Origin of the sequence: Actinosynnema sp. CA-299493 (assembly GCF_050946825.1) — a bacterium.
In the GTDB taxonomy this organism is placed as follows: Bacteria; Actinomycetota; Actinomycetes; order Mycobacteriales; family Pseudonocardiaceae; genus Actinosynnema.
The window spans coordinates 4,899,522-4,925,138 of the sequence record NZ_CP191993.1 but is presented as its reverse complement, the minus strand read 5'-3'; the positions used below and the strand labels follow the sequence as shown (position 1 = coordinate 4,925,138).

Sequence of the window (25,617 nt, the reverse complement as noted above, 5' to 3'; positions counted from 1 at the left end):
CGAACCGCTGTGCAAAGACTTGCAAAGGCCGCCCGACATCCGGCCACGTCAAGCCGTTTACACCCTCCTCCGGCCGGGTCTGGCCTGCAGACAATTGCACGACCTTGCGCAACGAAGCGCGACGGGAGCAGTGATTGCGAGCGAGATCGCGACGACCGACCGCCTTCCTCGTGGTCCTCGGCCTGACCGGGGCGGCGTGGACCGCGCCGGGCAGTTCCGCCGAGGGCGGGACGACCACGCCGGCCGCCGCCACGGCGGCGAGCAGCACTACGGTCTTCTACCGCCTGCCTTCGGGGTGGCCGGTCGCCAACGTGCACTACCAGCCGCGCAACGGCCCGTGGACCGCCGTGCCGGGCGAGCGCATGGCACCGGCGGCGTGCGCGGGCTGGGCGCGCCGAACCGTGCCGCTGGGCGACGCCACCGGTCTGGTCGCGGTGTTCACCAACGGCTCCGGCACCCGGGACAACAACGACGGGCGGAACTACGGCCTCGGCACGGGTGACGTCACGGTCGCCGCCGGCGTGGTCGGCGTCGGCGACCCGTGCGGTCCCGGGCCCGATCCCGGCCCGGACCCCCGAGCCGACGAACAACACGGAGGTCTACTACTCCACCAAGACCCGCGCCTGGACCGGGGCCCGGATCCACTACCAGCCGGCTCGGTGGACAGCTTCGCGCTGGTCGCGATCTCGGGTTCGGCGACGTTCACCGGCGTGCCCGACGGCACGTACCGCGACGCGGTCACCGGTGGCACGAGGACCGTCACCACCGGCTCGCTGACCGCGAACCCGGGCGGGAAGGGCAACGCGCGGGTCTACGTGCTGGACCTGCCGGGCAACCCGGAGACGGGCGCGGTCGTGCACCGGCGGAGCCACGTCGTGCGCCATCCCCGGGCTCCGCACCGCCGGCTCCGGGCCCGTCGCCCCGCCACCGTGCCCCGCGGCCCCGGTCAGGCCCAGGCCAGCACCGACTCCACCTCGACGTCGAGCTCGGACACCGGGATGTGGCCGAACTGCTCCACCACGACCCGGCCATCACGGCGCCGCCACGTGCCGCGCACCTCGCCGTCCACGACGACGTGCGGGCCCACGGTCCGCACCAGGGGCGCGTGCCGGGGGTCGAGCAGCAGGGTTCGGTCGGAGTAGCCGAGCAGGAACGTGTCGAACGGCCCGAGGAGGCGGACCGTGCCGTCGAGGTCGGCGGCGTCGGTGGTCGGCAGCTGCCAGCCGTGCTCGCCCTGCACCAGCTCGTCGGCGGGGAACGCGGCGCGCACCTCGACCTCCGGCAGGCCGCTCCACGCGGTGAAGTCCTCGACCGTCGCGGGGCCGTAGGCGCGCAGGTAGCGGCGGACCAGCTCGGCGACGCCGCGCGGCTCGTCGTCGGCGAGGGGGAGCAGCCGGTAGGTCGACTCGCCCGCGCCGACCACGCCCATGTTGGCGGCGTAGGCCAGCAGGTAGGCGGGCGCGGGGGTGGCCGGGTCGAGCGCCACGCCGGCGCCGGCGAGCCGGGCGACGACCTGCGGCCTGGTCAGCGGTTCGGTCAGCACGTCCCGCAAGGCGTCCAGCGCCCGCGCGCACACGTCGTCGGTCAGGCCGAGCTCCAGCCGCCGACGCCGGGACCGGGCCACGTTCACCGGGCCGAGCAGCGCCACCAGCCAGCCGGCGTCCTCCCGGCGCAGCAGGTGCACCGCACCCCGCATCGCGCACGTCCGCACGACGTCACCGGCGTCGAGCGCGGCACGCAGGTCGGCGGGCGTCACGCCGGTGGTGCGGGCCCGCACGGCGAGCCCCGCGGCCGTGGTGTCCTGCGCCTGCACGGCGAGCACGTCGCGCAGCAGGTCGGGCAGCGACCGGGCGGGGGTCGTCAGGCGCTGCGCCCGCATGCGCAGCGCCCTCGCCCGACCGGCGGTCACCTCGGCCCCGCGCCCGTCGAGCCGCGCACCACGAGCTCGGGCAGGAAGACGAACTCCGCGTGCGGAGCGGGCGTGCCGCCGATCTCCTCCAGCAACGCGTTGACCGCGGCCTGGCCCATCGCCTCGACGGGCTGGCGCAACGTGGTCAGCGGCGGGTCCGCGAACACGATCAGCGGCGAGTCGTCGAACCCGACCACGGACACGTCCTGGGGCACGCTCAGCCCGCGCTGCCGTGCCGCCCGGATCGCGCCGAACGCCATCAGGTCGCTGCCGCACACGATCGCCGTGCACCCCTTGTCCAGCAACGCCGTCGCCGCGGACTGCCCGCCCTCGACGGTGAACAGCGAGTGCTGCACCAGCGCCTCGGCCTGCTCGGCGGTGTAGGGGAGCGCGGTGCGCACGTGCTGCACGAAACCCTCGATCTTGCGCAGCACCGGCACGAACCGGCGCGGCCCGACGGCCAGGCCGATGCGCTCGTGCCCCAGCTCCACCAGGTGCGACACCGCCAGCCGCATGGCCGCGCGGTCGTCGGTCGACATGAACGGCGCGGAGATCTTCTCCGTGTAGCCGTTGATCATGACGAACGGGATGCCGCGCCCGGCCAGCTTGGTGTAGCGGCCCATGTCCGCGGTGGAGTCGGCGTGCAGGCCGGAGACGAACACGATGCCGGCCACGCCCCGGTCCACCAGCATGTCGGTCAGCTGGTCCTCGGTCGACCCGCCCGGCGTCTGCGTGCACAGCAGCGGCGTGTAGCCCGCGCTGGTCAGCACCTGCTCCACGACCTGCGCGAGGGCGGGGAAGATCGGGTTGCCCAGCTCGGGGGTGATCAGCCCGATGAGCCCGGCGCTGCGCTGCCGCAAGCGCGGTGGTCGTTCGTAGCCGAGCAGGTCCATCGCGGCCACCACCGCCTGGCGGGTGGCCGCCGACACGCCGGACTTGCCGTTGAAGACCCGGCTGACGGTCGCCTCGCTCACCCCGGCCTGCGCGGCGATGTCGCTCAACCGGGCGGTCACGCCCTCCATGCGGGTTCCTTCCGTCGCGGCGGCACGCGCACAAGAAGGAAAGTCCTTGCAAAGCCTTTCAGCAAGACCTTGACAGTCACGGTTCGGGGGCCAACCCCGCCGAACCGAGGCAGAGGGCGGCCTGGCGGGCTCCGGCGGCCATCGCACCGGCGACGTCGGCCCCCGCGAGGTGGGCGACCAGGAAGCCCGAGAAGAAGGCGTCACCGGCGCCGTTGGTGTCCACGACCTCCTCGATCGGCACGGCCGGCACGTGGTGGACGGCCCCGTGGACCACGGCCACCGCGCCCTCGGCACCGAGCGTGGCGACCGCGGGCTTGTCGAGCGACTCGAGGAACACCAGCAGCGCGTCGCGATCGGTGAAGGCGTCGTCGTTGAGGAACACGCGGTCGGCCGCGTCGAGGAAGTCCCGGTGGAACTCGGCGACGCCGTCGTAGTCGTGCAGGTCACACCACACCGGCACGCCGGCCGCGCGGGCGGCGGGGAGCAGGGGACGGGCGTGGTCGGCGAGGTCGATCACCGCCACGTCGGCCGCCGCCAGCGCGGCCAGCGCGCGTCCGTCGTGCCCGGCCCGGGGGAGCCGGGGGAGTTCGAGGTAGATCGACACCCGCCCGCCGTGCGGGTCCATCAGGTTGAGGTGCTGCTCGGTGGGGGTGTCGACCACCTCGGCGATCACCCGCACCCCGGCCCGGTCGAGCACGTCGAGCACCGACCGCCCGGCCTCGTCGTCACCGACGACGGTCCGCAGCGTGACGTCCGCGCCGAGCGAGGCGAGGTTCAGCGCCTTGCCCGCCGACGTGCCGCCGACCGCCGTGCGGTGGCCGGTGGCGAACGCGGTGTGCGGCCGCGCCGGCGGCAACCGGTCGAGCGCGACCAGCCGGTTCCACGACACCGGCCCCGCGACGAACACCTTCGGCTTGTGCATGCGCGCCAGTGTGCGCGGTGATCACCAAGCCGGCCAACGACGAGGAGTGCCCCGCCGCAAGTTCTGTCTTACCTATCTCTATAGCTTCAGTGTTGACCGAAAATAAGGAGCGATCCTCATGTGCTTCGCGATATTCGGCGGCACCGCGCTGCGGATCAGCGGCGGCGCCGTCACCGGGAACGCCGCCGTCGACGGTGGCGTGGGTGGTTCCGGTGGCGTCGACGGTGGCGTGGGTGGTTCCGGTGGCGTCGACGGTGGCGTGGGTGGTTCCGGTGGCGTCGACGGTGGCGTGGGTGGCACCGGCGGTGGTGTGGACGTCGGTGGCCGGGCAGGTCAGTCGCTGAGCCCTGCCGTCACCGGCGTCAGGATCACGGCCAACCGGGCGGGCCGGGGCGGTGACGCCGGGCCCGGCGGCTACACCGGTCGGGCCGGGTTCGGCGGCAGCGGCGGCGGGATCGCCGTGTACAGCGAGACGCTCACCCTCGGCGGCAGCTGGGTCAGCGCCAACGCCGCGGGCGCGGCTGGCGCGGGGTGGTCCCCCTGGCCGGGCTCCGGCGGCGGCATCGACACCTTGGACGCGCGCGTCACGGTGGTCGACGGGACCGTGGTGACCGGGAACCGGCCGGACAACTGCGGTTCCGCGGCCGACGTGCCCGGCTGCGTCAACGTCCCGGTCGCCCGGGCCCAGCGCGCCGACCCCGCCGCCGGTCGCGACCTCCGGGTCGAAGGTCTCACCCGCGCGGCCCGGGCCGCGTCGGTCACGGCGGGGTAGTCCGTCCCGTGCCCGACCGCGATCACCGGTCGGGCACGGGACGTCACCACGTCAGAACTCGACGTCCAGCGAGTTCAGCCGGTGCCCGAGCGGCGGGACGGGGGAGCGGTCGAGCGCGTCGTACGCCGGGCGCAGGTCGGGGAAGCGGTCGAGCAGGACCCGGAAGCACTCGTCGGCCTCGGTCCGGGCCAGGGCCGCGCCGAGGCAGTAGAACGCGCCGAGCCCGAACGCGGTGTGCCGGTTGGGCCTGCGGGTGATGTCGAACCGGTCGGGGTCGGCGAACACCTCGGGGTCGCGGTTGCCGGCCATCATCGCCAGGTAGAACCGCGTGCCCGCGGGCAGGTCGTGGCCGCCGACCTCGACGGGCGCGGTGCTCTCGCGGACGATCAGGGACGCCGGCCCGTCGCAGCGCAGCATCTCCTCGATCGCGGCGGGGGTGAGGTCGGGGTCGGCCTTGAGCCGGGCCAGCTCGTCGGGGTGCTCCAGCAGGAGCACCAGGCCGTTGGCGATGAGCCCGGCGGTCGTCTCGTGGCCTGCGAACAGCAGCAGCACGCAGTTGGCCACGATCTCGTCCTCGGTGACCAGGCCCTCGCGCTCGGCGCCGACGAACATGCTGATCAGGTCCTCGCGCGGCTCGGCCCGGCGTTGCCGGACGAGGCCGCGGACGTACTCCTCCATCTCCAGCACGCTGCGCTGGGACTGCCGGAGCCGGTCGAAGTCGGCGAGCTGGAAGATCGCCACGATGTCGCGCGACCAGGCCTGGAGCTGTTCGCGTTCCGAGGTGGGCATGCCCAGCATCTCGGCGATCACGTTGGCGGGCAACGGGTACGCGAGGTCGGTGACGACGTCCATCCGGCCGCGTTGCGCCACGGCGTCGAGCAGTTCGGTGGTGAGCTCGCGGATCCTGGGCCGTAAGCCGTTGACGGTGGCGGGGGTGAAGTAGCGCTTGAGCAGCTGCTGGAACCGCACGTGGTCGGCTTCGACGGTGTGCCCCATCCACAGGTGCATGGACTGGCGCAGCGGGAGCAGCTCGTCCTGCTCGGCCTGGCTGAACGTGGACAGGCCCTGGGCCATGTTGGCGGGGGAGAGGCGGCGGTCCTTGAGCGCGGCCACGATGTCGGCGTGCCGGGTGAGCAGGTAGGCGTCGAGCTGGGGGAGGTGGCCGACGGGGCTCTCGGCGCGGATGCGGTGCAGCAGCGGCATCGGGTCCGCCACCGCCTCGGGGGTGAACAGGTCGTAGGACTGGACGGCAACGGCTGAGTCGCTCATGGCTGCCAGTCTGTCCCGAGGCCTGGTCGGCCGGCGACCACCGGCCGACCAGGCTATCTTTCTTATCTCAATAACTTCAGTGTTGACTAAAACAAACCATCACACATCATGTCACGCTGACAGCGACACACCAAAAACAGCAAGGAGCCGAGCATCCGGCTACGCCTGGTCGGACCACCAGTTGCGGCCGGTGTCGGGCAGGGTGGAGATCGGGTCGTAGTAGGGGTAGCGGCGGTCGAGGGCTTCGGGGTCCTCGAGCTCGATGCCGGTGCGGTAGTTCTTGGTCCAGTAGGAGATGCCGAGCTCGCGGTCGTACTCGTGGAGCTGGTGGACCCACCTCTTGCCGACGTAGGGGACGTCGCAGACGATGCGCGGCGTGGCGTAGCCGGGCAGGTAGCCCATGATCGCGTGCTGGAGCTCCTGCGCTTCCCAGACGGCGACGCGCCAGTGCTCGGCGTTGGGGATCATGTCGCACATGTAGAAGTAGTACGGCAGGATGTTCGCCTCGCCCTGGAGCGCGAAGCAGAGGTCGAGCAGGTCTTCCGGGGTGGCGTTGACGCCCTTCATGAGCACGCCTTGGTTGCGGACGTCGCGGACGCCGACTTCGAGGGCGGTGCGGGCGGCTTCGGCGACGAGGGGTGTCACGGACTGCACGTGGTTGACGTGGGTGTGGATGGCGAGGTTGACGCCGCGGCGGCCGGCGGTGCGGGCGACGCGTTCGAGGCCTTCGACGACCTTGGGCTGGAGCCAGTGCTGGGGTAGTCCGGCGAGGGCTTTGGTGGCGAGGCGGACGTCGCGGACGGTGTCGATGTCGAGCAGTCGCATGAGGAACGACTCGAGTTGGGGCCAGGGGACGTTGGCGACGTCGCCGCCGGAGACGACGACGTCGCGGACGCCGGGTGTGCGCTTGAGGTAGTCGATCATCTGGTCTTGGCGGTCGACGGGTTTGAGCGCGAGCTTGTGCTTCTGGACCTGGGGGGTGGAGTTGCCGACGAGGTCCATGCGGGTGCAGTGGCCGCAGTACTGGGGGCAGGTGGAGACGAGTTCGGCGAGGACCTTGGTGGGGTAGCGGTGGGTGAGGCCTTCGACGACCCACATCTCGGCTTCGTGGAGGGAGTCGCGGGCGGAGTGGGGGTGGCTGGGCCAGTGGGGGTCGCGGTCGGATCGGACGGGGAGCATGTAGCGGCGGATGGGGTCGGCGAAGAAGGCTTCGGTGAACGCCTCGGGGTCGAGTGGGGCGTCCGGTGCGGTGGTGTTGAGCATCTGGGGTGGCAGGAGCATGGACATGGTGGCGGAGTGCTGCTGGTCGGCGGCCAGTTCGTCGTAGAACCGGTCGGTGAGCAGGTCGCCCATGAGGGTGCGCAGCTGCTTGGGGTTCTTGACGCAGTTGGCGCGTTGCCACTGGGCGTCGCGCCACTGGGCGTCGGTGGTGTCGCGCCAGCCGGGGAAGCGGCGCCAGTCGGGTTCGACCAGCTCTTGGCGCACGTAGGTGTAGGGCTGGAGGTCGGCCCGGTGTGGCGTGGGGGTGACCTCGTGCAGCGCAGTCATCCATGCTCCCTGTTGGTCGAGTGGCGTGAAGATATGCTGCCAGATGACCTCTTGGCCGTAAATATTTCGGCGGGGAGCGTTTCGGGGTGTTCGTGCGTTGGGATGGGTATGCGTGTGTTCGCGGTACTGCTGGTCGGTCTGGCCGTGGAGGTCACGGTCCTGGTGGCGGCGTTCGGGGCGTGGGGTCTGCTGCCGACCCTGGGTCTGCTGCTGCTGGGCGGGGTGGTGGGTCTGGTGTTGATGCGTCGTGAGGGCGCGCGGGCGGTGGCGGCGTTCTCGGAGGCGGTGCGGACGCGTCGGGCGCCGCACCAGGAGCTCGCGGACGGGGTGTTGATCGCGGCGGCGGCGTTCTTGATCATCTTGCCGGGGTTCGTGAGCGACGTGGTGGGGTTGTTCCTGTTGTTCACGCCGACGCGGCGGTTGCTGAGCAGGCGGATCGCGCGGCGTGCGGAGGAGCGCGAGCGGGCGATGGTGTTGAACGTGCGGTACGGGCAGCATCCGATGGCGGGTGGTGTGGTGGTGGACGGTGATGTGGTGGACGTGCGGCCGGAGTCGTCGTCGGATCGGCCGGAGTTGACCTGATCGGGTGTGGCCGGCGGTTTCGCGCTGCCGGGTGGTGGGGTGGTTCCTACGCTTCGCCCTGGTTTCGTTCCCAGGGAGAGGTGTGGTCATGTCGGGCGATCTGCGGATGGACAACGTCGACCGGGCTTTCGCGGTGTTCGACGTGGACGGTGACGGTGTGGTCGGTTGGGAGGACTTCTCGGCGACGGCTCGTGGGGTGGGTCGGGAGTTCGGGTTGGGGGTGGAGTCGCCGGAGGTGAGGAATCTGGTGGCGGCGTACCGGGAGGTGTGGGAGTACGTCGCGGGGGCGGATCTGGACGCGGACGGTGTGGTGAGCCGGGGTGAGTTCCGGGAGGCGCACGAGTCGGGGCGGTTGTCGGCGGGTGAGTTGGTGGAGAGGTGGTTGGTGGCGTCGGCTCGGAACTTCGAGTTGGCGGATCGTGATGGTGACGGTGCGCTGGACGGGAGTGAGTTCGCGGGGATCTATCGGGGTTCGGGTGTGACGGATCCGCAGGTGGCGGCGATCGCGTTCGCGGGGATGGACGTGGATGGCGATGGTCGGGTGGATCGGGCGGAGTTCCAGGCGCACGTGCGGGGTTTCTTCACGGCTGAGGACGCGTCGGTGAAGGGTGCGCGGATGTTGAGCGGGGGCTGAGCGGGTCGGTCGGGGTGTCGCCGGGGGGTGGCCTGGGTATGTGAGACGGCATGACCGTCATCGGTGTGCACGCGTCTCATGAGCAGGTCCACCCCTCCGCGTTGTTGGCGGCGGTGCGGCGGGCGGAGGAGGTGGGGTTCGACGCGGCGATGAGTTCGGACCACTTCTCGCCGTGGAGTGCGAGGCAGGGGCAGAGCGCGTTCGCGTGGTCGTGGTTGGGTGCGGCGCTGGAGGCGACGGGGTTGCCGTTCGGGGTGGTGAACGCGCCTGGTCAGCGGTATCACCCGGCGATCATCGCGCAGGCGATCGGGACGTTGGGTGCGATGTACCCGGGTCGGTTCTGGGCGGCGTTGGGCAGTGGTGAGGCGAGCAACGAGCACATCACGGGTGGTGGGTGGCCGCGCAAGGAGGTGCGGAACGCGCGGTTGTTGGAGTGCGTGGAGGTGATCCGCGCGTTGTTGGCGGGGGAGGAGGTCAGTCACGACGGTCTGGTGCGGGTGGATCGGGCGCGGTTGTGGACGAGACCGGTTGAGCCTCCGTTGTTGATCGGCGCGGCGGTCAGCGAGGAGACGGCGCGGTGGTGTGCGGGGTGGGCGGACGGGTTGATCACGGTGAACGCGCCGCCCGCGCGGTTGGAGCGGATGGTGGCGGCTTACCGGGACGCGGGTGGTCGGGGGAAGTTGCACCTCCAGGTGCACTTGAGCTGGGCGGGGACGGACGAGGAGGCGCGGGCGGTCGCGCACGAGCAGTGGCGGAGCAACGTGTTCGGGCCGCCGGTGTGCTGGGACTTGGACACGGCGGAGCACTTCGACGTGGTGTCGGAGCACGTGGGGGTGGAGCGGGTGGCGGAGGTGGTGAACGTGTCGTCGGATCTGGGGTGGCACGCGAAGACGATCCGGGGTTATGCGGATCTGGGGTTCGAGGAGATCTACCTGCACCACGTGGGTCAGGAGCAGGAGCGTTTCCTGGACGCGTTCGGTGAGCGGGTTCTGTCGGAGGTGCGGGCGTGAAGCTGACCCGGACGGCGGACCTGTGGTGGAAGAACGCTGTGGTGTACTGCTTGGACGTGGAGACGTTCCACGATTCGAACGGTGACGGTCACGGTGATTTCCGGGGGTTGATCGACAAGATCGACCACTTGCACCGGTTGGGTGTGACGTGTTTGTGGTTGATGCCGTTCTTCCCGACGCCGGATCGGGATGACGGGTATGACATCACGGATTTCTACAACGTGGATCCGCGGTTGGGGACGTTGGGTGATTTCGCGGAGTTCGTGCGGACGGCGCGGGACCGGGGGATGCGGGTGATCGCGGACCTGGTGGTGAACCACACGTCGGATCAGCACCCGTGGTTCCAGGCGGCGCGTGATCCGGGGAGTGATTTCCACGACTGGTACGTGTGGGCGGACAAGCCGCCGGCGGACGCGCACGAGGGTGTGGTGTTCCCGGACAAGGAGACGTCGCTGTGGACTTACGACCGGAAGGCGAAGCGGTACTACCTGCACCGGTTCTACCGGCACCAGCCTGATCTGAACGTGGCGAACCCGGCGGTGCGGGATGAGATCGCGCGGGTGATGGGGTTCTGGATGGAGTTGGGGTTGTCGGGGTTCCGGGTGGACGCGGTGCCGTTCTTGTTGGAGGCGCCGGTGGAGGCGTTGCCGGATCCGCACGACTACCTGGCGGATCTGCGGGCGTTCTTGTCGCGGCGCAACGGTGAGGCGATCCTGTTGGGTGAGGTGAACCTGCCGTACACGGAGGCGATGGCGTTCTTCGGCGGGTCCGATGGTGTGGGCGACGAGTTGCACATGTGTTTCGACTTCATCGGGATGCAGCAGATGTACTTGTCGTTGGCGCGGATGGACGCGAGTCCGCTGACGCATGCGTTGAAGGAGCGGCCGGCTCCGCCGCGTGATTGTCATTGGGCGACGTTCGTGCGCAATCACGACGAGTTGACGTTGGACAAGTTGACGGAGCCGGAGCGGCAGGAGGTGTTCGCGGCGTTCGGTCCGGAGGAGGACATGCAGCTGTACGGGCGGGGTCTGCGTCGGCGGTTGCCGTCGATGTTGGAGGGGGACCTGGGTCGGATCAAGATGGTGTACAGCTTGTTGTTCTCGTTGCCGGGTACGCCGGTGTTGTTCTACGGCGAGGAGGTCGGGATGACCGAGGACTTGTCGTTGGAGGGCCGGTTGGCGGTGCGGACGCCGATGTGGTGGGACGCGGTGGACGGGCAGCGTCGGGATCCCGACTCGTTGTTGGGGTGGACGCGGTTGTTGGTGGAGCGTTATCGGGAGTGTCCGGAGTTGGCGTGGGGGACGTTCTCGACGATCGACACGGCGGAGCCGTCGGTGTTCGCGCACCGGTGTGAGATCGACGGTGGTGTGGTGGTGGCGGTGCACAACTTCGCCGATCGGGACGTGGTGGTGGAGGTGCCGAAGGTGGACGGTGTGCTGACCGATCTGCTGGTGGACGGGACGGTGACGCCGAAGAAGGACGGCACGGCGGTGGTGGAGTTGGGTCCGTACGGGTGTCGGTGGTTCCGTCAGGTGAGCCGGTAGTCCTGGGCCGGTGACTGGTAGCGGTGAGCCGGTAGCCGCAGTCGGGCCGGTCGGTGGTGCCGCAGGGTCCGACCGGCTCGACCGGTCGTCCTCGTGCCCGGCCCGGGTGATCTTCCGGGCCGGGCACCTTCGTCGTTCGTAGTGCGTCCCTTGCGGAATCTTGCCCGTTCACGTGAAGATATCCCGGTCCAGAGCCTTTCGACCGGAGGATTTCCATGACGTCGCCGTACGGTCTGCATCGCGTCCTCGAACCCGCCGGGGTGCTGCCGCAGCAGGCCCGCCGGTTGGACGCGACCGCGGTGTGCGGGCCGGACGAGGTCCTGGTCGACGTCTCCCGGCTCAACCTCGACGCCGCGTCCTACCGGCAGTTGCGCGAGGAGCACGGTGTCGCCGGTGTCCGGCGGGCCGTGCTGGACATCGTCGCCGACCGCGGCAAGATGCAGAACCCGGTGACGGGTTCGGGCGGCATGCTGCTGGGCACCGTCCGCGAGGTCGGGCCCCGTTCGCCGCTGGGGCTGCGGGTGGGCGACCGGGTGGCGACCCTGGTGTCGCTCACCCTCACCCCGCTGCGCATCACCGACGGTTTGGCCGCGTGGGACGGCGCGGACGAGCAGGTGCCGTGCGAGGGGACGGCGGTGCTGTTCGGCCGTTCCATCGCCGCCGTGCTGCCCGACGACCTGCCCGAGCAGCTCGCCTTGTCGGTGTTGGACGTGTGCGGCGCGCCCGCGTTGACCGATCGGGTCGTCCGTCGTCGTCACGCGTCGTCGGTGCTGGTGCTGGGCGGCGGGGGCAAGTCGGGGTCGTTGTCGTTGGCCGCGGCGCGTCGTGCCGGGGCGTCCCGGCTCGTGGCGTTGGTGCCCACCGGGGGTGAGGCCGCCGCGGTGCGCTCCGCGGGTTTGGCGGACAGCGTGGTCGTCGCCGACGCCCGCGATCCGCTCGCCGTGGCCGAGGCGGTCGGCGAGCGGGTGGACGTGACCGTGGTGTGCGTGGACGTGCCCGGCTGCGAGCACGGTGCGATCCTGGCCACCGCCGATGGCGGCACGGTCGTGTTCTTCTCCATGGCGACGTCGTTCCCGGCCGCCGCGCTGGGCGCCGAAGGTCTCGCCGCGGATGTGGAGATGCTCGTCGGCAACGGCTACGTGCCAGGTCACGCCGCGTTCGCCCTGGACCTGCTGCGTGGTGAACCTGCCGTGCGGGCGTTGTTCGAGCACCGGCAGACTCAGCAGGCGTGACTACCGTGAACGGCGCCCCCGAGGCGACGCGCCTGCTCGTGGGGGGACGCATCCACTCCCCGACCGCCCCCGACGCCACCGCCATGGCGATCAGCGGCGGCACCGTCGTGTGGCTGGGCCAGGACGGTGCCGGCCGTGCCCTGCACCCCGACGCCGAGGTGACCGACCTGCGCGGCGCGTTCGTCGCCCCCGCGTTCGTGGACGCCCACGTGCACGCCACGTCCGCGGGGTTGCTGCTCACCGGGTTGGACCTCACCGGTTGCCGTTGTCTGGCCGAGCTGCTCGACGCCGTGCGCGCCGCGGAGGGCCCGGTGGTCTGGGGCCACGGGTGGGACGAGACCCGGTGGCCGGAGAACCGGCCGCCGACCCGCGCGGAACTCGACGACGCGGCCCGGGGCGCGCGGGTCTACCTGTCCCGCATCGACGTGCACTCCGCTGTGGTGTCGACCGCGCTGCTCGACCTCGCCCCGGAGGCCCGGGCCGCCGACGGGTGGACGCCCGACGGGCCGCTGTCGCGCGCGGCGCACCACCACGTGCGGCGGGCCGCGAAGGACGCGATCCCCGTGGACCGGCGTCGCGCCGCCCAGCGGGCGTTCCTGGAGCACGCCGCGTCGCGCGGTATCGCGGCGGTGCACGAATGCGCGGGACCCGACATCTCCAGCCGCGACGACCTGGCCGACCTGCTCGCCACCGACCTGCTCGACGTCGCCGGTTACTGGGGCGGTCTCGACCCGGTCGACCTGCCCGTGCGGGGTCTGGCGGGCGACCTGTTCGTCGACGGCGCGTTGGGTTCCCGCACCGCCGCCCTGTGCGAGCCCTATGCCGACGCCGACACCACCGGCGCCCTCTACCTCGATGCCGACGCCGTCGCCGAGCACCTGATCGCCTGCACCCGGGCCGGGATCCAGGGCGGGTTCCACGTGATCGGCGACGCCGCCGTCGCCGCGGTCGTCGACGGCTTCGCCCGTGCCGCCGACGTGGTCGGCGCTCCCGCGCTGGCCGCCCGCCGGCACCGGCTCGAGCACCTGGAGATGATCACGTCCGAGCAGGCCGCGCGCCTGGGTTCCTGGGGTGTCGTCGCCTCCGTGCAACCCCTCTTCGACCGTGAGTGGGGCGGCCCCGACGGCATGTACTCCCGGCGTCTCGGCGCCGCGAGGGGCACCTCGCTCAACCCGTTCTCCCGCCTCGCCGCCGCGGGCATGATCCTCGCGCTGGGCTCCGACGCCCCCGTCACCGCGATCGACCCGTGGGCCGCGGTCAAGGCCGCCGTCCGGCACCGCACCGACGGTCACGGCATCTCGCCGCGCGCCGCGTTCAACGCCCACACCCGCGGCGGGTGGCGTGCCGCCGGCGTCGACGACGGTGTCACCGGCACCCTGCAACCCGGCGCGCCCGCCACCTACGCCGTGTGGGAGGCGGGGGAGTTGGAGGTCGCCGCCCCCGACAGCCGCGTGCAGCGCTGGTCCACCGACCCGCGTTCCCGCGTCCCGGCCCTGCCCGCCCTGGACGGCCCGGCTCCCACGTGCCTGCGCACCGTCCTGCGCGGCCGGATCGTCTACGAGCGGGGCGACCTCGGGTGACGGTCCCTCTCCCGGTCCGGCGACGGGTGATCGCGCGCCGCGGTCGGGCCGGGACGTGAACGCCGAGGCGGGCCCGGCGCGCGTCCGCCGCCGCGAGCCCGACAGCACCGACACCACCGACATCCGCTTCCCGACGCACCAGGAGTGAACCCGATGGCGTTGCTCGACCTCGACCCGAAGGTGGTCGCCACGGCGCGGGAGCTCGCCGCCAAGGCCGCCGAGCCGGTGGTGGCCCTCGCGAAGGCCCACACCACGGTGGCGGTCGAGCGCGCCACGCTCCGCCTGGCCGGCATCGCCGGCGCGGACACCACCCACCGCGCCGGCGACGTGCCCTGGGTCAACCGGGTCGTCGACACCGTCCGCGAGCACTGCGGCCTGGAGCACGGCGTCACGCTGCCCGTCTTCCACGCCCTGCTCGAGCACGACCTGGCCGGTCTCACCGAGTTGGCCGAGGCCACCGCCGCCGGGCAGGTCCGGTACACCGTGCCCACCGGCCGCGACCGGGAGCGGGCGCGCAGGGCCGGCACGGCCGCCGTCACCAGGGGTCTGCGCGCCGTGGACCGCAACCGCGCCCGGCGCGACAAGCTCGTCGCCAAGCTCGGCGACCCGCCCCGACGACCCTGGATCTACCTCATCGTGGCCACCGGCGACATCGACGAGGACGTCGTCCAGGCCCGCAACGCCGCCCGCGCCGGGGCCGACATCATCGCCGTCATCCGCTCCACCGGGCAGTCCCTGCTCGACTACGTCCCCGAGGGGGCCACCCACCACGGCTTCGCCGGCACCTACGCCACCCAGGAGAACTTCCGCATCATGCGCGCCGCCCTGGACGAGGTGTCCCACGAGGTCGGCCGGTACGTGCGGCTCACCAACTACGCCTCCGGGCTGTGCATGCCCGAGATCGCCGTCCTGGCCGGCCTGCAACGCCTGGACATGATGCTCAACGACTCCATGTACGGCATCCTGTTCCGCGACATCAACCCGATCCGCACGTTCGTCGACCAGCGCTTCTCCCGGCAGGTCCACGCCCGCGCCGGCATCGTCATCAACACCGGCGAGGACAACTACCTCACCACCGCCGACGCCGTCGACGCCGCGCACACCGTCACCGTGTCCCAACTGCTCAACGAGCACTTCGCCCACGAAGCCGGCCTGCCCGACCACCTCCTGGGCCTCGGTCACGCCTTCGAGATCAACCCGGCCGTGCCCGAGTCGTTCCGCCTGGAACTCGCCCACGCCCTGCTGGCCCGCGAGCTGTTCCCCGACGCGCCGCTCAAGTGGATGCCGCCCACCAAGCACATGACCGGCGACGTGTTCCACGGCTACCTGCTCGACGGGTTCTTCACCCTCGCCGGTCTGCTCACCGGCCAGTCCATCCTGCTCGTCGGCATGATGACCGAAGCCGTCGTCACCCCGTTCCTGTCCGACCGCGACCTGGCCCTGCGCAACGTCCGCTACGTCCTGGACGCCGCCGGCGGCCTGCGCGAGGACTTCCGGCCCGCGCCCGACGGCCTCATCGTCACCCGCGCCCACCAGGTCCTCGGCGAAGCCGTCGACCTGCTCGCCCGCATCGTCGACGACGGCCTGCTCGACGCCATCGCCGACGGCACCTTCGGCCTCATGAAACGCCCCGCCACCGGCGGCAAGGGCGCCGACGGCGTCGTGGTGAAAGCCGACGACTACCTCAACCCCGCCGCGGACCTGCTGGAGGCACACCCGTGACACGCCACGTCCGCCCCTACGGCGACACCACCGGCGACGGCATGGTGCAGACCTCCTTCACCCTGCCGATCCCCGCCGGACCCCACGCCGACGGGGCCGCCCAGCAACTGGCCAACAAGATGGGCATCGACCCCGCCATGGTCGTGCACTCCCACCCCATCGGCGACGACTTCACCTTCTTCGTCGTCTACGGCTCCGTCCGCCACCTCGTCGACCTCGACGACGTGCGCGTCGTCGAACGCGACTACCCGCTGCTGTCCCCGGCCGAGATCAACACCACCGTGCGGAAGCTGCTGCGCCGCAAACTCGTCGTCGTCGGCGCCTGCATCGGCACCGACGCCCACACCGTCGGCATCGACGCCATCCTCAACATCAAGGGCTTCGCCGGCGAGAAGGGCCTGGAGTACTACCGCGAGCTCACCGTCGTGAACCTCGGCGCGCAGGTCTCCGTCCCCGAACTCGTCCGCCGGGCCCGCGCGGAGAAAGCCGACGCCGTCCTGGTCTCCCAGGTCGTCACCCAACGCGACGCGCACATCCTCAACACCCAGGAGATGTCCGCCGCGTTCCGCGAGGCCATGGGGGAGCGGCGGCCGCTGCTCATCGCCGGCGGACCCCGCTTCGACCCGCTCATGGCCGCCGAACTCGGCGTCGACCGCGTGTTCGGCCGCGGCACCACCCCCGGCGAGGTCGCCAGCTACCTCACCCACGCCATCCGCGCCACCACCCACCCCGCCACGCCCACCAAGGCCAAGGCCAGGAAGACCGGCGCCGGCACCGGAACGGGAACCAAGACCACCGGGACCAGGACCGCCGCCGCCCGCAAGGAGAACGCGTGAGCCTCACCGAGGGATTCGCCGTCACCCACCGCCGCTACGTGCCCCACTCCCACGCCCACTACGGCGGCGACCTCGTCGACGGCGCCTACGGGCTCGGCCTGTTCGGCGACGTCGCCACCGAACTGCTCATCCGCACCGACGGCGACGAAGGTCTCTTCGCCGCCTACTCCGCCGTCGAGTTCCTCGCACCCCTGCAGGCCGGCGACGTCGTGGAGGCCACCGCCACCCTCGTCCGCGTCGGCACCCGCTCCCGCGAGATCGACTTCGAGGCCCGCGTCGTGTGCCGCAGCGCCCCCCACCGGGGCCCTTCCGCCGCCGACGTCCTCGACCCGCCCCTCGTCGTCACCCGCGCCCGCGGCACCGTCGTCGCACCCCCGCGCCGCTAGCCGTCCCCGGGGTCCTCGCACACGTCCTCCAGGTTCACCCGGTGCTCCCGCCGCAGCTCCCCGGCCAGCTCCGAGACGTCCACCCCGAACGCCTCCACCACCCGCAACGACGCCGGCGTCCGCTCCACCCGCGCCGCGTCGGCCAGGTCGTCACGACCGGAGTCCCGCAGCTGCTGCGTCAACCGGGCGTGGTTGTCTGCCTGCGTCCGCTCGTCGCGCACCTCCCGCACCCGAGGGTCGCCGCGCAGCCCCTCCGCCACCCGCCGCATCTGCGCGTCGCTGTCCGACAACACCTGCAGCACCGTGCAGTGCGGGACGGGCGTGCCCGTGACGCGGCGGCCCGGCGCGAACAGCACCACCGCCGCGACCACGCCCGTGACCAGGGCCAAAGCCACGGTCAGCAGCAACGATCGGCGGAACACGACCACCACCCTGCCACGCCCGGTGCCCGACCGGCGACCCGACGTCACCTCCCCGGGTCCTGGCGCGCGCGCCCGCCGTCCTCTGCCACTATCGACGCGTGATCAGCATCGACCCGGCCTCACCCGTGCCGCCCTACGAGCAGGTGCGGTCCCAGTTCGCCCGCCGGATCACCGACCGCGACCTCGCCGTCGGCACCCGCCTGCCCACCGTGCGCGCCCTCGCCGCCGACCTCGGTCTCGCCGTCAACACCGTCGCCCGCGCCTACCGCGAACTCGAGGAAGCGGGCCTCATCGAAACCCGCGGCCGCGCCGGCACCGTCGTCAGCGCCGCCGGGCAACGGGGTCGCGAACGGGTCCTGCGCGCCGCCCGCGCCTACGCCGCCACCGCCCGCGAGCAAGGCCTCACCGGCGACGAAGCCCTCGACATCGTCCGCGCCGCCCTCACCGACACCCACCACCCGTAGGGTGAGGCCCGTGGCCACCGAACCCGACGGCGACCCCGCCCGCACCCTCGCCGTGCTGTGGCGCACCGGCGGCCGTGCCGCCCGCAAGGACCTCGGGGTGGACCGCATCGTCACCGCCGCCGTCGACCTCGCCGACACCGAGGGGCTCTCCGCGCTGTCCATGCGCCGTGTCGCCGACACCCTCGGCGTCGGCACCATGTCCCTCTACACCCACGTCCCGGGCAAGGCCGAGCTCCTCGACGCCATGGTCGACGCCGTGCACGGCGAGACACCCCGCCCCGACGACGTGCCCGGCGGGTGGCGTGGCCGTCTCGCCCGCATCGCCCGCGACAACCGCGACCTGCACCTGCGCCACCCCTGGCTGTTGCAGCTCCCCGCCGACCGGGCCGTCCTGGGCCCCCACGTCATCGCCAAGTACGACTACGAGCTGCGCGCCGTGGACGGCATCGGCCTCACCGACCTGGAGATGGACTCCGTCCTCACCCTGGTCCTGGCCCACGTCCGCTCCGCCGCCCGCGTCACCGTCGACGCCGCCCGCACCCGGGCCCGCACCGGCCTCACCGACGAGCAGTGGTGGCAGAGCGCCGCGCCGCTGCTCGCCCGGGTCCTCGACCCGGCCCGGTTCCCCCTGGCCACCCGGGTCGGCGCCGCCGCCGGCCAGACCCACGGCGCCGCCTACGACGGCGACCACGCGTTCACCTTCGGCCTGGACCGCGTCCTGGACGGCGTGCAGGCCCTCGTCGAGAGCCGTCAGTAGGGGCGCTTGGGCATCATCACCCACAACACCAGGTAGATCAGGAACTGCGGCCCCGGCAGCAGGCAGGACAGCACGAACACCAACCGCACCGTGTTCGCCTTCCACCCGTACCGGGCCGCCAGCCCCGCACACACACCCGCGATCATCTTCCGGTCCTGCGGCCTGGTCAACGTGGTCATACCTCCACCTTCCCCGCGCCCGAACACCACCACATCGGTGGGAACCCTGATTTCCTACCCCCACCAGCCACAACCCAACCCCAGGGCAACCCCACCCCGCCCCGCACGTCCACCCCCACCACGCCGTCACCCGTCCGTGCACACACCTGGGCACGGCGAGCACGACCTCACGCGCCCCTGGTCGCCGGCGGGGGGAGGACCTCACGGTCATCGCCTACCGGTACCGCGTCGGGTGAGGTGGCGGCACGGGTCGGCGGTGGGGGCGCGACCGGCGGCTCGTAGGCTGAACCGGTGGTCGCAGCCCCCGTGACGCCGGATCAACCCGTCGCCGACACGCCCCCCGCCCGCCGCCGGGACGTGCGCGGCACGCTGCTGCGGACGCTCCTCGCCGCCGCCGGCGGGGCCGCGGTGTTCCTCAGCTTCCCCCCGCGCACGACCTGGTGGCTCGCGCCCCTCGGCTTCGCCGTCCTCGGCCTGCTGCTGCACGGACGCCGCGCCCGCGCCGGGTTCGGCCTCGGCCTGGTGTGGGGGCTGGCGTTCATGGCGCCCCTGCTGCGCTGGACCGGCGAGTTCGTCGGCCTCATCGCCTGGCTGCCCCTGGCCCTGCTGTGCGCGCTGCTCGTCGCCGTCGGCACCGCGGCGATGGCCGCGGTGTCCCGCCTGCCCCTCGCGCCGCTGTGGATGGCGCTGGTGTGGGTCGCCGACGAGGCCCTGCGCGCCGTCGTGCCCTTCGGCGGCTTCCCCTGGGGCAAGATCGCCTTCGGCCAACCCGAAGGCTGGTACCTGCCGCTGGCCTCGATCGGCGGAGCGCCCCTGATCGGGTTCGCCGTCGCCCTCACCGGCCTCGGGGCCGCCCACCTGGTCCGCGACTGGCGGGTCGGTGCGCCCGCGCTCGTGCTGCCCCTCGCCGCCGGTCTCGCGGCCACCGCCCTCGTGCACACCGACCCCGACCAGGGCGTCGCCACCGTCGCCGCCGTCCAGGGCAACGTGCCCCGCGCCGGCCTCGACTTCAACGCCCAACGCCGCGCCGTGCTCGACAACCACGTCGCCCGCACCCTGAAGCTCGCCGACGACATCCGCGCCGGCCGCGCCGAGCAGCCCGACCTGGTCATCTGGCCGGAGAACTCCTCCGACATCGACCCCTTCCGCAACGTCGACGCCGCCAACCAGATCCAACGCGCCACCGAGGCCATCCGCGCGCCCATCGCCGTCGGCGCCGTCGTCATCGACCCCGACGACAAGCTGCCCCGCAACACCGTCGTGCTCTACGAACCCGGCGTCGGCCCCACCGACACCTACACCAAGCGGCAGTTGCAGCCCTTCGGCGAGACCATGCCCTACCGCGGGTTCTTCCGGATCTTCACCGACGCCGTCGACCGCGCCGGCACCTTCCAACCCGGCACCGACCCCGAGGGCTTCACCATGGGCCCCGCGAAGGTCGCCATCGACACCTGCTACGAAGTCGCGTTCGACGGCGTCGTCCGCGACTCCGTCACCGAGGGCGCGAACCTCATCGCCATCCCCACCAACAACGCCACCTTCGGCTACACCGAGATGACCTACCAGCAGCTGGCCATGTCCCGCGTCCGCGCCGTCGAACACGGCAAAGCGGTGATCGTGTCCGCGACGAGCGGCGTGTCCGCGATCGTCGCGCCCGACGGGGCCGTCACGCAGCGGACCGGCATGTTCACCGCCGACGCGCTGGTGGCCACCGTCCCGCTGCGGGGGGAGGCTACGCTGGCCACCCGGCTCGGCGCATGGCCCGAGTGGGTGATGACCGCTCTGGGCCTGATGGCCGTGGCGATCGCCTTGACAACGACACGACGACGGACGCGTCCGACCCCTGGTGCGGGGGTCGGCGAGGAGGACACGGATGGCGGACCAGCAGGCGCAGCCTGACCGCGAGCTCGGGCCGGTGCTGGTGGTGATCCCGACCTACAACGAGCGGGACAACATCGGGAAGATCGTGCGGCGGCTGCACACCGCGCTGCCTGACGTGCACGCCCTCGTGGTCGACGACGGCAGCCCCGACGGCACAGGACAGCTGGCCGACGAGCTGGCCGCCGCCGACGACCGCGTGCACGTGCTGCACCGCACGGAGAAAGCAGGGCTCGGCGCGGCCTACATCGCCGGGTTCGGCTGGGGCACGGAACGCGGCTACCAGGTGCTCGTGGAGATGGACGCCGACGGCTCCCACGCCCCCGAGGACCTGCCGCGCATGCTCGACGCCCTGCGGGACGCCGACCTCGTGATCGGCTCCCGCTACGTGCCCGGCGGCACCGTGGTGAACTGGCCCAAGAAGCGCGAGTTCCTCTCCCGCGGCGCCAACCTGTACTCCAGGCTCGCGCTGGGCGCGTCGGTCAAGGACATCACCGCGGGCTTCCGCGCCTACCGCACCGACGTGCTGCGCAACCTCAACCTGCACAACGTCGCCTCGGCCGGCTACTGCTTCCAGATCGACCTCGGCTGGCGCACGATCGAACTGGGCTACCGGGTCGTCGAAGTGCCCATCACGTTCACCGAGCGTGAGATCGGCGTGTCCAAGATGAGCGGCGACATCGTCCGCGAGGCGCTCATCCGGGTCACCAAGTGGGGTCTGCGGCGCCGCGGCACCCAGCTGCGGGACCTGATCATCCCGAAGAAGGCCAAGACCCCCAGCAGCCGCTGAGCACGACCCGCGCGAACGCGGAGGGGCCCGCCGGAACGGATTCCGGCGGGCCCCTCGCACGTCGACGCGGTCAGGCGGTGCGGGTGCGCCGCCCCTTCAGCTCCTCGAGCCGCTCGTCCAGCAGCTCTTCGAGCTCCGGGATCGTGCGCCGCTCCAGGAGCATGTCCCAGTGCGTGCGCGGCGGCTTGATCTTCTTCGCCTCCGGCTCGGCGCCGTCGATGATCTTCGACTCCTGGCCGTGGAGACGGCACTCCCAGGTGTGCGGGATCTCGGCGTCGTCGGAGAACGGGACCTCGAAGTCGTGGCCCTTGGGGCAGGCGTACCGCACCGACCGGCGCGGGGCGAGGTCGTGATTGCGGTCGGTCTCGTAGCTGACTGCTCCGAGCCGGCTACCCCGTAGAACGCGGTCGGCCATGGCGGTGTCCTTTCGCTCGGCTCAGGGCCGGGGCCCAGGCTTGTTGCTCACCGAGTGCAACGATCGGACTGCTCCGTTCGTTCCCGGCTTCACGGTCATCGTCGCCCACAGTGACGTCTTTCACCCGTCAACGAAGGCTTCCTCCTAAGGGATGCAATCGCGGCCGGATCGTGACGCGTTATCAAGCTGCCGGGCGACCCCATCACACTGATGGAGCAGTCCTGGCAGAAGACGTGCGGCTGCGACAGCTTAGACCGACCACACAGGGCGACGTTACGGCGGGTTTAACTGGCCGGTAGTGACGTCCGTCATGGTTACGGTCACGCAAAGTTATTTCGCGGGTGTAACGGCTTCCCGCCACTCAGGGTGGCCGGGCGAGTGTGCTCGGTGGCGGACATGAGGATGAATCACCCGTCCGGACCGCACCCAAACGTCCACTCGGACGCTTTATCCGTTCGATAACGTCAGTGTCACCCGAAAGAGTGCATCTCGGCGAGCCGGTCGAGCAGCTCCCGTTGGGCCTTCACCACTTTTACCCGCGCCTGGGCCAGCGGAAACCAGGCCACCCGGTCCACCTCGGGGAACTCCCGCACCGTCCCGGACCCGCGCGGCCACTCCAGGGTGAACGTCCCCGGAACCACCCGTCCGGGGTCCAGGTCGCCCTCCAGCGCCCACGCGGTCACCACCTTGCCGCCGGACTGCCGGACCTCGCCCAACGGCACCAGCTCGCCCTCGGGCACCGGCAACCCCAGCTCCTCGGCGAACTCCCGCCGCGCGGTCGCCTCCAGGTCCTCCCCGTCGTCGGGCTCGCCCTTGGGGATCGACCACGCGCCCTCGTCCTTGCGCGCCCAGAACGGGCCGCCCATGTGCCCCAGCAGCACCTGCGGCTCCCCGTCGACCACCCGGTGCAACAGGATCCCGGCGCTGCGCCCGCCCGTCACGCCCGACACCCCGTCCCACGCCCGCCCGCCACACGTCCGGTCCCCGCCCGCCCTGTGCCCATGCGCACAGTGTGACGGCCCCGGCGCGTCACGTCCGGCGCCGGGTGCGCATGTGGATCTGCTCGCCCTGCTTGCCGAACAGGCTCAGGATCTCCACCGGCTCCGGGCCCGCCGGGCCGAACCAGTGCGGCAGCCGCGTGTCGAACTCCGCCGCCTCGCCGGCCGCCAGCACCACGTCGTGGTCGGCCAGCACCAGCCGCAGCCGCCCCGACAGCACGTAGAGCCACTCGTAGCCGGTGTGCGTGCGCGGATCCGGCTCGCCCCGGTCCGGGATGATCATCTTGAACGCCTGCAGGCCGCCCGGCTGCTGGGTCAGCGGCAGCACCGTCATGCCGTTGCGGCGGACCGGCACCGGCCGGATTCGCGGATCGCCGACCGGCGGCGCGCCCACCAGCTCGTCGAGCGGCACGCGGTGCGCCCGCGCGATCGGCAGCAGCAGCTCCAGGCTCGGCCGCCGCTGCCCCGACTCCAGGCGCGACAGGGTGCTCTTGGAGATCCCCGTCGCCTCCGCCAGGTCGGCCAGCGTCGCGCCCCGGCTCGTGCGGATGTGGCGCAGCCGCTCGCCGACCTTGTCCAGCACCTCGTCGGTCGGGTCGTCGGCGGGGATGTCGGGCAGGTCGTCGGCGTCGGTCATGTCCCGTCCCGGAATCGGCAACTTCGGATTGCCCAGTGTGGGACGCCGGGGTCGCGGGTGTCCAGCCGGGCCGGCGCGTCCAGCCGGGCCGGCGCGTCCGACCGGGTCCGGTCCGGCCGGGTCAGGTGAGGCTGAGCTGCCGGTCGTCCACCGGGTGCGGCCCGAGGTCGCCGGTGCGGTAGTGGGTGCGGCACAGCACCTGGTAGCGGACCTCCGCGGTGTCGGCGGCGACAGTGTCGGCGACCAGCACCGTGTCCCCGGCGCGCACCACGTCGCCGTCGTGCACGCGGGCGTTGAACCGGCCCGGCCGGCCGCACCAGCACAGCACCTCGACCTGGATGGCGTTGAGCTCGTCGGCCAGCTCGAACAGCCGCTGCGAGCCCGGGAACAGGGCGCTGCGGAAGTCGGTGGCCAGGCCGAAGCAGTAGACCTCGAGGTGGGCGTCGTCGGCGAGCTCGGCGAGCTGGTCGACCTGCTCGGCGGAGAGGAACTGGGCCTCGTCGACGATCACGTAGTCCACCCGGCTGCCCCGCGACCAGTGCTCCCGCACCAGCGCGCACAGGTCCATGTCCTCGTGGACCTCCAGGGCGTGGCGGACCAGGCCCATGCGGCTGGAGATGGTGGGCGTGCCGGAGCGGTCGTGGCGCACCAGCAGCAGTCCCCGGCGGCCCTGCCGGGCCTGGTTGTGGTCGATCTGCAGGGCCAGCGTCGACTTGCCGCAGTCCATCGGCCCGAAGAAGAACCGCAGCCGCCCCGTGGGCGGCAGCCCGCGACCGGCCCCGGCGGCGGGCACGGAGGACAGCGCGTCGGTCGGGTCCGGGGAGGTGATGATCGGTTCCACGGCGGGCCACCCTAATGCGCGGCGCCGGCCGCCGGTGTCCCGGCCTTGCCCCGGGGGGCCCGCGCGGATCTCCGTGCACCGGAACGCGGGGTCGGCGCCCTCGACGGCCGTGACGACGTCGATGAGGGTGACGGCGTGTCCTGGACATCAAGTATCCAGAATTGTTGCCGAGATATATCGCGAAGCGGTATAACCTGCGGTGTGAGAGCTATGTCGGAGCAGGTGTTCCTGGTGCTCACCGCCTTGGCGGAGGAGCCGTTGCACGGCTACGCGATCGTGCGTGCGGTCGACGGGCTGTCGGAGGGCCGGATGCGGCTGCGGGTCGGCACCCTCTACGGGGTGCTGGACCGGCTGGTCGCCGAGGGCCTGGCCGAGCGGGACCGCGAGGAGGTGCACCAGGGTCGGCTGCGCCGCTACTACCGGCTGACCGACGCCGGGGTGCGGGTGCTGTCGGCGGAGGTGGCCCGGTTGTCGGCGAACGTGCGCGCCGCGTCGTCGGTGCTCCAGGCGAGGGGTGCGCTGTGAGGTCGGACGCCGGGGGACCCGACGCCGGGGGCTCGAACCTGGAACGCCGCTACCGGGCGCTGCTGCGGGTGCTGCCCGCCTGGTACCGGGCCGGGCGCGAGGAGGAGATGGTCGGCATCTTCCTGGCCGACCGCACCGACGACCTGGACCGGGAGCACGGCTGGCCGGGGTGGGGCGAGACGGGCGCGACGCTGGCGCTGGCCGTGCGGGTGCGGCTGGGCGACCGGCGCGCGGCGGGCACCGCGCTGAGGGTGCTGGCGCTGGCCGGGCTGCTGGGGCAGCTGGTGGCGGCGTCGCAGTCGTGGACGGTGACCGCCCGGGTCGGTGTCGCCGGCGACGTGCCGGGCTGGTGGTACGACGCCCTGGCCGCGATGGCGTTCGCGGCGCTGGTCGCGGGCCGTCGCGCCTGGGGCCGGGTCGCGGGCGGGCTGCTGGGGGCGGTGTCGCTGGCGCCGGCGGTGGGGACGGTGGCGGCCGGGTTCCCGCCGTGGGTGGCGGCGCTGTGGCACGCCCCGGCGCTGCTGACGGCCGCGGCGGTGGTGGCGGGGTTCCACCGGGAGGCGCCGCCGGCGCCGCGGCTGTGGTGGGCGGTCGCACCGGTCGGGATGGTCGCGGGCGTGGCGTCGGTGGTGTCCGCCCCGGCGCTGTCGACCAGGACGATGCTGGTGGCGTGGCTGATCACCGCGGTCGTGGTGGCGGTGGCGCGGCCCTGGAGGGCCCGCACGCCCGTGCCCGCCGCGTGA

At 72.2% G+C, this 25,617-nt stretch carries 27 protein-coding genes and 1 pseudogene; 17 read left to right on the top strand and 11 right to left on the bottom strand.

All coding sequences use genetic code 11. The annotated features are described in order from the left end of the window. Positions 1 to 170: 170 nt before the first annotated feature. Positions 171 to 533 (top strand): annotated as a pseudogene (locus tag ACQPYE_RS20425) (carbohydrate binding domain-containing protein); the annotation flags it as partial. Between the two features lie 413 nt (positions 534 to 946). Here ACQPYE_RS20425 and ACQPYE_RS20420 read toward each other — a convergent pair. The 3 genes from ACQPYE_RS20420 to ACQPYE_RS20410 all read right to left on the bottom strand — a co-directional run bounded on the left by ACQPYE_RS20420 (position 947) and on the right by ACQPYE_RS20410 (position 3,853). Continuing rightward, positions 947 to 1,909, bottom strand: coding sequence for a winged helix DNA-binding domain-containing protein (locus ACQPYE_RS20420; RefSeq protein ID WP_498713445.1), 963 nt, complete (start codon positions 1,907 to 1,909; stop codon positions 947 to 949). Further along, the gene (locus ACQPYE_RS20415) at positions 1,906 to 2,931 is read right to left on the bottom strand and encodes a LacI family DNA-binding transcriptional regulator (RefSeq protein ID WP_498713443.1); all 1,026 of its coding nucleotides are present in this window, start codon (positions 2,929 to 2,931) and stop codon (positions 1,906 to 1,908) included. The genes ACQPYE_RS20420 and ACQPYE_RS20415 overlap by 4 nt, the downstream gene beginning before the upstream one ends. A 76-nt stretch (positions 2,932 to 3,007) precedes the next feature. Further along, the gene (locus tag ACQPYE_RS20410) at positions 3,008 to 3,853 is read right to left on the bottom strand and encodes a carbohydrate kinase family protein (RefSeq protein WP_498713440.1); all 846 of its coding nucleotides are present in this window, start codon (positions 3,851 to 3,853) and stop codon (positions 3,008 to 3,010) included. Positions 3,854 to 3,971: 118 nt separating this feature from the next. On the opposite strand from ACQPYE_RS20410, the gene ACQPYE_RS20405 reads away from it, so the two are divergent. Then, a complete protein-coding gene (locus ACQPYE_RS20405) occupies positions 3,972 to 4,625 on the top strand; it encodes a hypothetical protein (protein ID WP_498713438.1) in 654 nt (217 codons plus the stop codon). Positions 4,626 to 4,676: 51 nt separating this feature from the next. Here ACQPYE_RS20405 and ACQPYE_RS20400 read toward each other — a convergent pair whose 3' ends face one another. Together ACQPYE_RS20400 and ACQPYE_RS20395 are read right to left on the bottom strand one after the other, a co-directional pair. Further along, positions 4,677 to 5,894: a cytochrome P450 gene (locus tag ACQPYE_RS20400; protein WP_498713436.1), complete on the bottom strand. Its 1,218-nt coding sequence runs from the start codon at positions 5,892 to 5,894 to the stop codon at positions 4,677 to 4,679. Between the two features lie 159 nt (positions 5,895 to 6,053). Next, a complete protein-coding gene (locus ACQPYE_RS20395; protein ID WP_498713435.1) occupies positions 6,054 to 7,442 on the bottom strand; it encodes a KamA family radical SAM protein in 1,389 nt (462 codons plus the stop codon). Positions 7,443 to 7,550: 108 nt separating this feature from the next. Between ACQPYE_RS20395 and ACQPYE_RS20390 the strand changes: the two genes are divergently transcribed. From ACQPYE_RS20390 to kal, 9 genes are all read left to right on the top strand, one after another. Continuing rightward, positions 7,551 to 8,024, top strand: coding sequence for an FxsA family protein (locus tag ACQPYE_RS20390; protein ID WP_498713433.1), 474 nt, complete (start codon positions 7,551 to 7,553; stop codon positions 8,022 to 8,024). Positions 8,025 to 8,112: 88 nt separating this feature from the next. Next, positions 8,113 to 8,658 (top strand): EF-hand domain-containing protein, encoded by a 546-nt coding sequence (locus tag ACQPYE_RS20385; protein WP_498713432.1) that lies wholly within the window; start codon positions 8,113 to 8,115, stop codon positions 8,656 to 8,658. A 50-nt stretch (positions 8,659 to 8,708) separates the two neighbouring features. Further along, on the top strand, positions 8,709 to 9,668 hold the full coding sequence (locus ACQPYE_RS20380; RefSeq protein ID WP_498713430.1) for a TIGR03885 family FMN-dependent LLM class oxidoreductase: 960 nt from the start codon (positions 8,709 to 8,711) through the stop codon (positions 9,666 to 9,668). Beyond that, on the top strand, positions 9,665 to 11,212 hold the full coding sequence (locus ACQPYE_RS20375) for an alpha-amylase family protein (protein ID WP_498713428.1): 1,548 nt from the start codon (positions 9,665 to 9,667) through the stop codon (positions 11,210 to 11,212). The genes ACQPYE_RS20380 and ACQPYE_RS20375 overlap by 4 nt, the downstream gene beginning before the upstream one ends. Before the next feature lie 215 nt (positions 11,213 to 11,427). Next, complete coding sequence (kdd, locus tag ACQPYE_RS20370; protein ID WP_498713426.1) at positions 11,428 to 12,444, top strand: L-erythro-3,5-diaminohexanoate dehydrogenase; 1,017 nt, start codon at positions 11,428 to 11,430, stop codon at positions 12,442 to 12,444. Continuing rightward, positions 12,441 to 14,024 (top strand): amidohydrolase, encoded by a 1,584-nt coding sequence (locus ACQPYE_RS20365; RefSeq protein WP_498713425.1) that lies wholly within the window; start codon positions 12,441 to 12,443, stop codon positions 14,022 to 14,024. The genes kdd and ACQPYE_RS20365 overlap by 4 nt, the downstream gene beginning before the upstream one ends. A gap of 153 nt (positions 14,025 to 14,177) precedes the next feature. Then, positions 14,178 to 15,746, top strand: coding sequence for a lysine 5,6-aminomutase subunit alpha (kamD, locus tag ACQPYE_RS20360; protein WP_498713422.1), 1,569 nt, complete (start codon positions 14,178 to 14,180; stop codon positions 15,744 to 15,746). Further along, positions 15,743 to 16,582: a lysine 5,6-aminomutase subunit beta gene (gene kamE / locus ACQPYE_RS20355; protein WP_498713420.1), complete on the top strand. Its 840-nt coding sequence runs from the start codon at positions 15,743 to 15,745 to the stop codon at positions 16,580 to 16,582. The genes kamD and kamE overlap by 4 nt, the downstream gene beginning before the upstream one ends. Then, positions 16,579 to 16,968, top strand: a complete 390-nt coding sequence (kal, locus tag ACQPYE_RS20350; RefSeq protein ID WP_498713418.1) for a 3-aminobutyryl-CoA ammonia lyase — start codon at positions 16,579 to 16,581, stop codon at positions 16,966 to 16,968. The genes kamE and kal overlap by 4 nt, the downstream gene beginning before the upstream one ends. Here kal and ACQPYE_RS20345 read toward each other — a convergent pair. After that, a complete protein-coding gene (locus ACQPYE_RS20345) occupies positions 16,965 to 17,390 on the bottom strand; it encodes a hypothetical protein (protein ID WP_498713416.1) in 426 nt (141 codons plus the stop codon). The two genes, kal and ACQPYE_RS20345, sit on opposite strands and share 4 nt — an antisense overlap. Positions 17,391 to 17,488: 98 nt before the next feature. On the opposite strand from ACQPYE_RS20345, the gene ACQPYE_RS20340 reads away from it, so the two are divergent. Together ACQPYE_RS20340 and ACQPYE_RS20335 are read left to right on the top strand one after the other, a co-directional pair. Further along, complete coding sequence (locus ACQPYE_RS20340; protein WP_123741469.1) at positions 17,489 to 17,854, top strand: GntR family transcriptional regulator; 366 nt, start codon at positions 17,489 to 17,491, stop codon at positions 17,852 to 17,854. A 10-nt stretch (positions 17,855 to 17,864) separates the two neighbouring features. Beyond that, a complete protein-coding gene (locus ACQPYE_RS20335; protein WP_498713414.1) occupies positions 17,865 to 18,611 on the top strand; it encodes a TetR/AcrR family transcriptional regulator in 747 nt (248 codons plus the stop codon). On the opposite strand, the gene ACQPYE_RS20330 is transcribed toward ACQPYE_RS20335, so the two are convergent. Further along, positions 18,605 to 18,790 (bottom strand): PspC domain-containing protein, encoded by a 186-nt coding sequence (locus ACQPYE_RS20330; RefSeq protein WP_498713413.1) that lies wholly within the window; start codon positions 18,788 to 18,790, stop codon positions 18,605 to 18,607. The two genes, ACQPYE_RS20335 and ACQPYE_RS20330, sit on opposite strands and share 7 nt — an antisense overlap. Positions 18,791 to 19,081: 291 nt before the next feature. Between ACQPYE_RS20330 and lnt the strand changes: the two genes are divergently transcribed. Both lnt and ACQPYE_RS20320 read left to right on the top strand, forming a co-directional pair. Then, positions 19,082 to 20,689, top strand: coding sequence for an apolipoprotein N-acyltransferase (gene lnt / locus ACQPYE_RS20325; RefSeq protein ID WP_498713412.1), 1,608 nt, complete (start codon positions 19,082 to 19,084; stop codon positions 20,687 to 20,689). Next, positions 20,664 to 21,458, top strand: a complete 795-nt coding sequence (locus ACQPYE_RS20320; protein ID WP_498713408.1) for a polyprenol monophosphomannose synthase — start codon at positions 20,664 to 20,666, stop codon at positions 21,456 to 21,458. The genes lnt and ACQPYE_RS20320 overlap by 26 nt, the downstream gene beginning before the upstream one ends. Positions 21,459 to 21,528: 70 nt before the next feature. Here ACQPYE_RS20320 and ACQPYE_RS20315 read toward each other — a convergent pair whose 3' ends face one another. The 4 genes from ACQPYE_RS20315 to ACQPYE_RS20300 all read right to left on the bottom strand — a co-directional run bounded on the left by ACQPYE_RS20315 (position 21,529) and on the right by ACQPYE_RS20300 (position 24,349). Next, positions 21,529 to 21,873, bottom strand: coding sequence for an RNA polymerase-binding protein RbpA (locus ACQPYE_RS20315; RefSeq protein WP_344037057.1), 345 nt, complete (start codon positions 21,871 to 21,873; stop codon positions 21,529 to 21,531). Positions 21,874 to 22,343: 470 nt separating this feature from the next. Further along, complete coding sequence (locus tag ACQPYE_RS20310; RefSeq protein WP_498713406.1) at positions 22,344 to 22,814, bottom strand: NUDIX hydrolase; 471 nt, start codon at positions 22,812 to 22,814, stop codon at positions 22,344 to 22,346. A gap of 88 nt (positions 22,815 to 22,902) precedes the next feature. Next, the gene (locus tag ACQPYE_RS20305; RefSeq protein ID WP_498713404.1) at positions 22,903 to 23,508 is read right to left on the bottom strand and encodes a helix-turn-helix domain-containing protein; all 606 of its coding nucleotides are present in this window, start codon (positions 23,506 to 23,508) and stop codon (positions 22,903 to 22,905) included. Between the two features lie 121 nt (positions 23,509 to 23,629). Next, positions 23,630 to 24,349 (bottom strand): thymidine kinase, encoded by a 720-nt coding sequence (locus ACQPYE_RS20300; protein WP_123741475.1) that lies wholly within the window; start codon positions 24,347 to 24,349, stop codon positions 23,630 to 23,632. A gap of 210 nt (positions 24,350 to 24,559) precedes the next feature. Between ACQPYE_RS20300 and ACQPYE_RS20295 the strand changes: the two genes are divergently transcribed. Both ACQPYE_RS20295 and ACQPYE_RS20290 read left to right on the top strand, forming a co-directional pair. Next, positions 24,560 to 24,874, top strand: a complete 315-nt coding sequence (locus ACQPYE_RS20295) for a PadR family transcriptional regulator (RefSeq protein WP_498722952.1) — start codon at positions 24,560 to 24,562, stop codon at positions 24,872 to 24,874. Further along, the gene (locus ACQPYE_RS20290; RefSeq protein WP_498713402.1) at positions 24,871 to 25,617 is read left to right on the top strand and encodes a hypothetical protein; all 747 of its coding nucleotides are present in this window, start codon (positions 24,871 to 24,873) and stop codon (positions 25,615 to 25,617) included. Before ACQPYE_RS20295 ends, ACQPYE_RS20290 begins: the two co-directional genes overlap by 4 nt.

Coding starts and splice junctions, on each gene's coding strand:
- ACQPYE_RS20415 (WP_498713443.1), bottom strand. CDS start 2,931: ATGGAGGGCGTGACCGCCCGGTTGAGCGACATCGCCGCGCAGGCCGGG.
- ACQPYE_RS20410 (WP_498713440.1), bottom strand. CDS start 3,853: ATGCACAAGCCGAAGGTGTTCGTCGCGGGGCCGGTGTCGTGGAACCGG.
- ACQPYE_RS20405 (WP_498713438.1), top strand. CDS start 3,972: ATGTGCTTCGCGATATTCGGCGGCACCGCGCTGCGGATCAGCGGCGGC.
- ACQPYE_RS20400 (WP_498713436.1), bottom strand. CDS start 5,894: ATGAGCGACTCAGCCGTTGCCGTCCAGTCCTACGACCTGTTCACCCCC.
- ACQPYE_RS20395 (WP_498713435.1), bottom strand. CDS start 7,442: ATGACTGCGCTGCACGAGGTCACCCCCACGCCACACCGGGCCGACCTC.
- ACQPYE_RS20390 (WP_498713433.1), top strand. CDS start 7,551: ATGCGTGTGTTCGCGGTACTGCTGGTCGGTCTGGCCGTGGAGGTCACG.
- ACQPYE_RS20385 (WP_498713432.1), top strand. CDS start 8,113: ATGTCGGGCGATCTGCGGATGGACAACGTCGACCGGGCTTTCGCGGTG.
- ACQPYE_RS20380 (WP_498713430.1), top strand. CDS start 8,709: ATGACCGTCATCGGTGTGCACGCGTCTCATGAGCAGGTCCACCCCTCC.
- kdd (WP_498713426.1), top strand. CDS start 11,428: ATGACGTCGCCGTACGGTCTGCATCGCGTCCTCGAACCCGCCGGGGTG.
- kamD (WP_498713422.1), top strand. CDS start 14,178: ATGGCGTTGCTCGACCTCGACCCGAAGGTGGTCGCCACGGCGCGGGAG.
- ACQPYE_RS20330 (WP_498713413.1), bottom strand. CDS start 18,790: ATGACCACGTTGACCAGGCCGCAGGACCGGAAGATGATCGCGGGTGTG.
- ACQPYE_RS20320 (WP_498713408.1), top strand. CDS start 20,664: ATGGCGGACCAGCAGGCGCAGCCTGACCGCGAGCTCGGGCCGGTGCTG.
- ACQPYE_RS20315 (WP_344037057.1), bottom strand. CDS start 21,873: ATGGCCGACCGCGTTCTACGGGGTAGCCGGCTCGGAGCAGTCAGCTAC.
- ACQPYE_RS20305 (WP_498713404.1), bottom strand. CDS start 23,508: ATGACCGACGCCGACGACCTGCCCGACATCCCCGCCGACGACCCGACC.
- ACQPYE_RS20295 (WP_498722952.1), top strand. CDS start 24,560: ATGTCGGAGCAGGTGTTCCTGGTGCTCACCGCCTTGGCGGAGGAGCCG.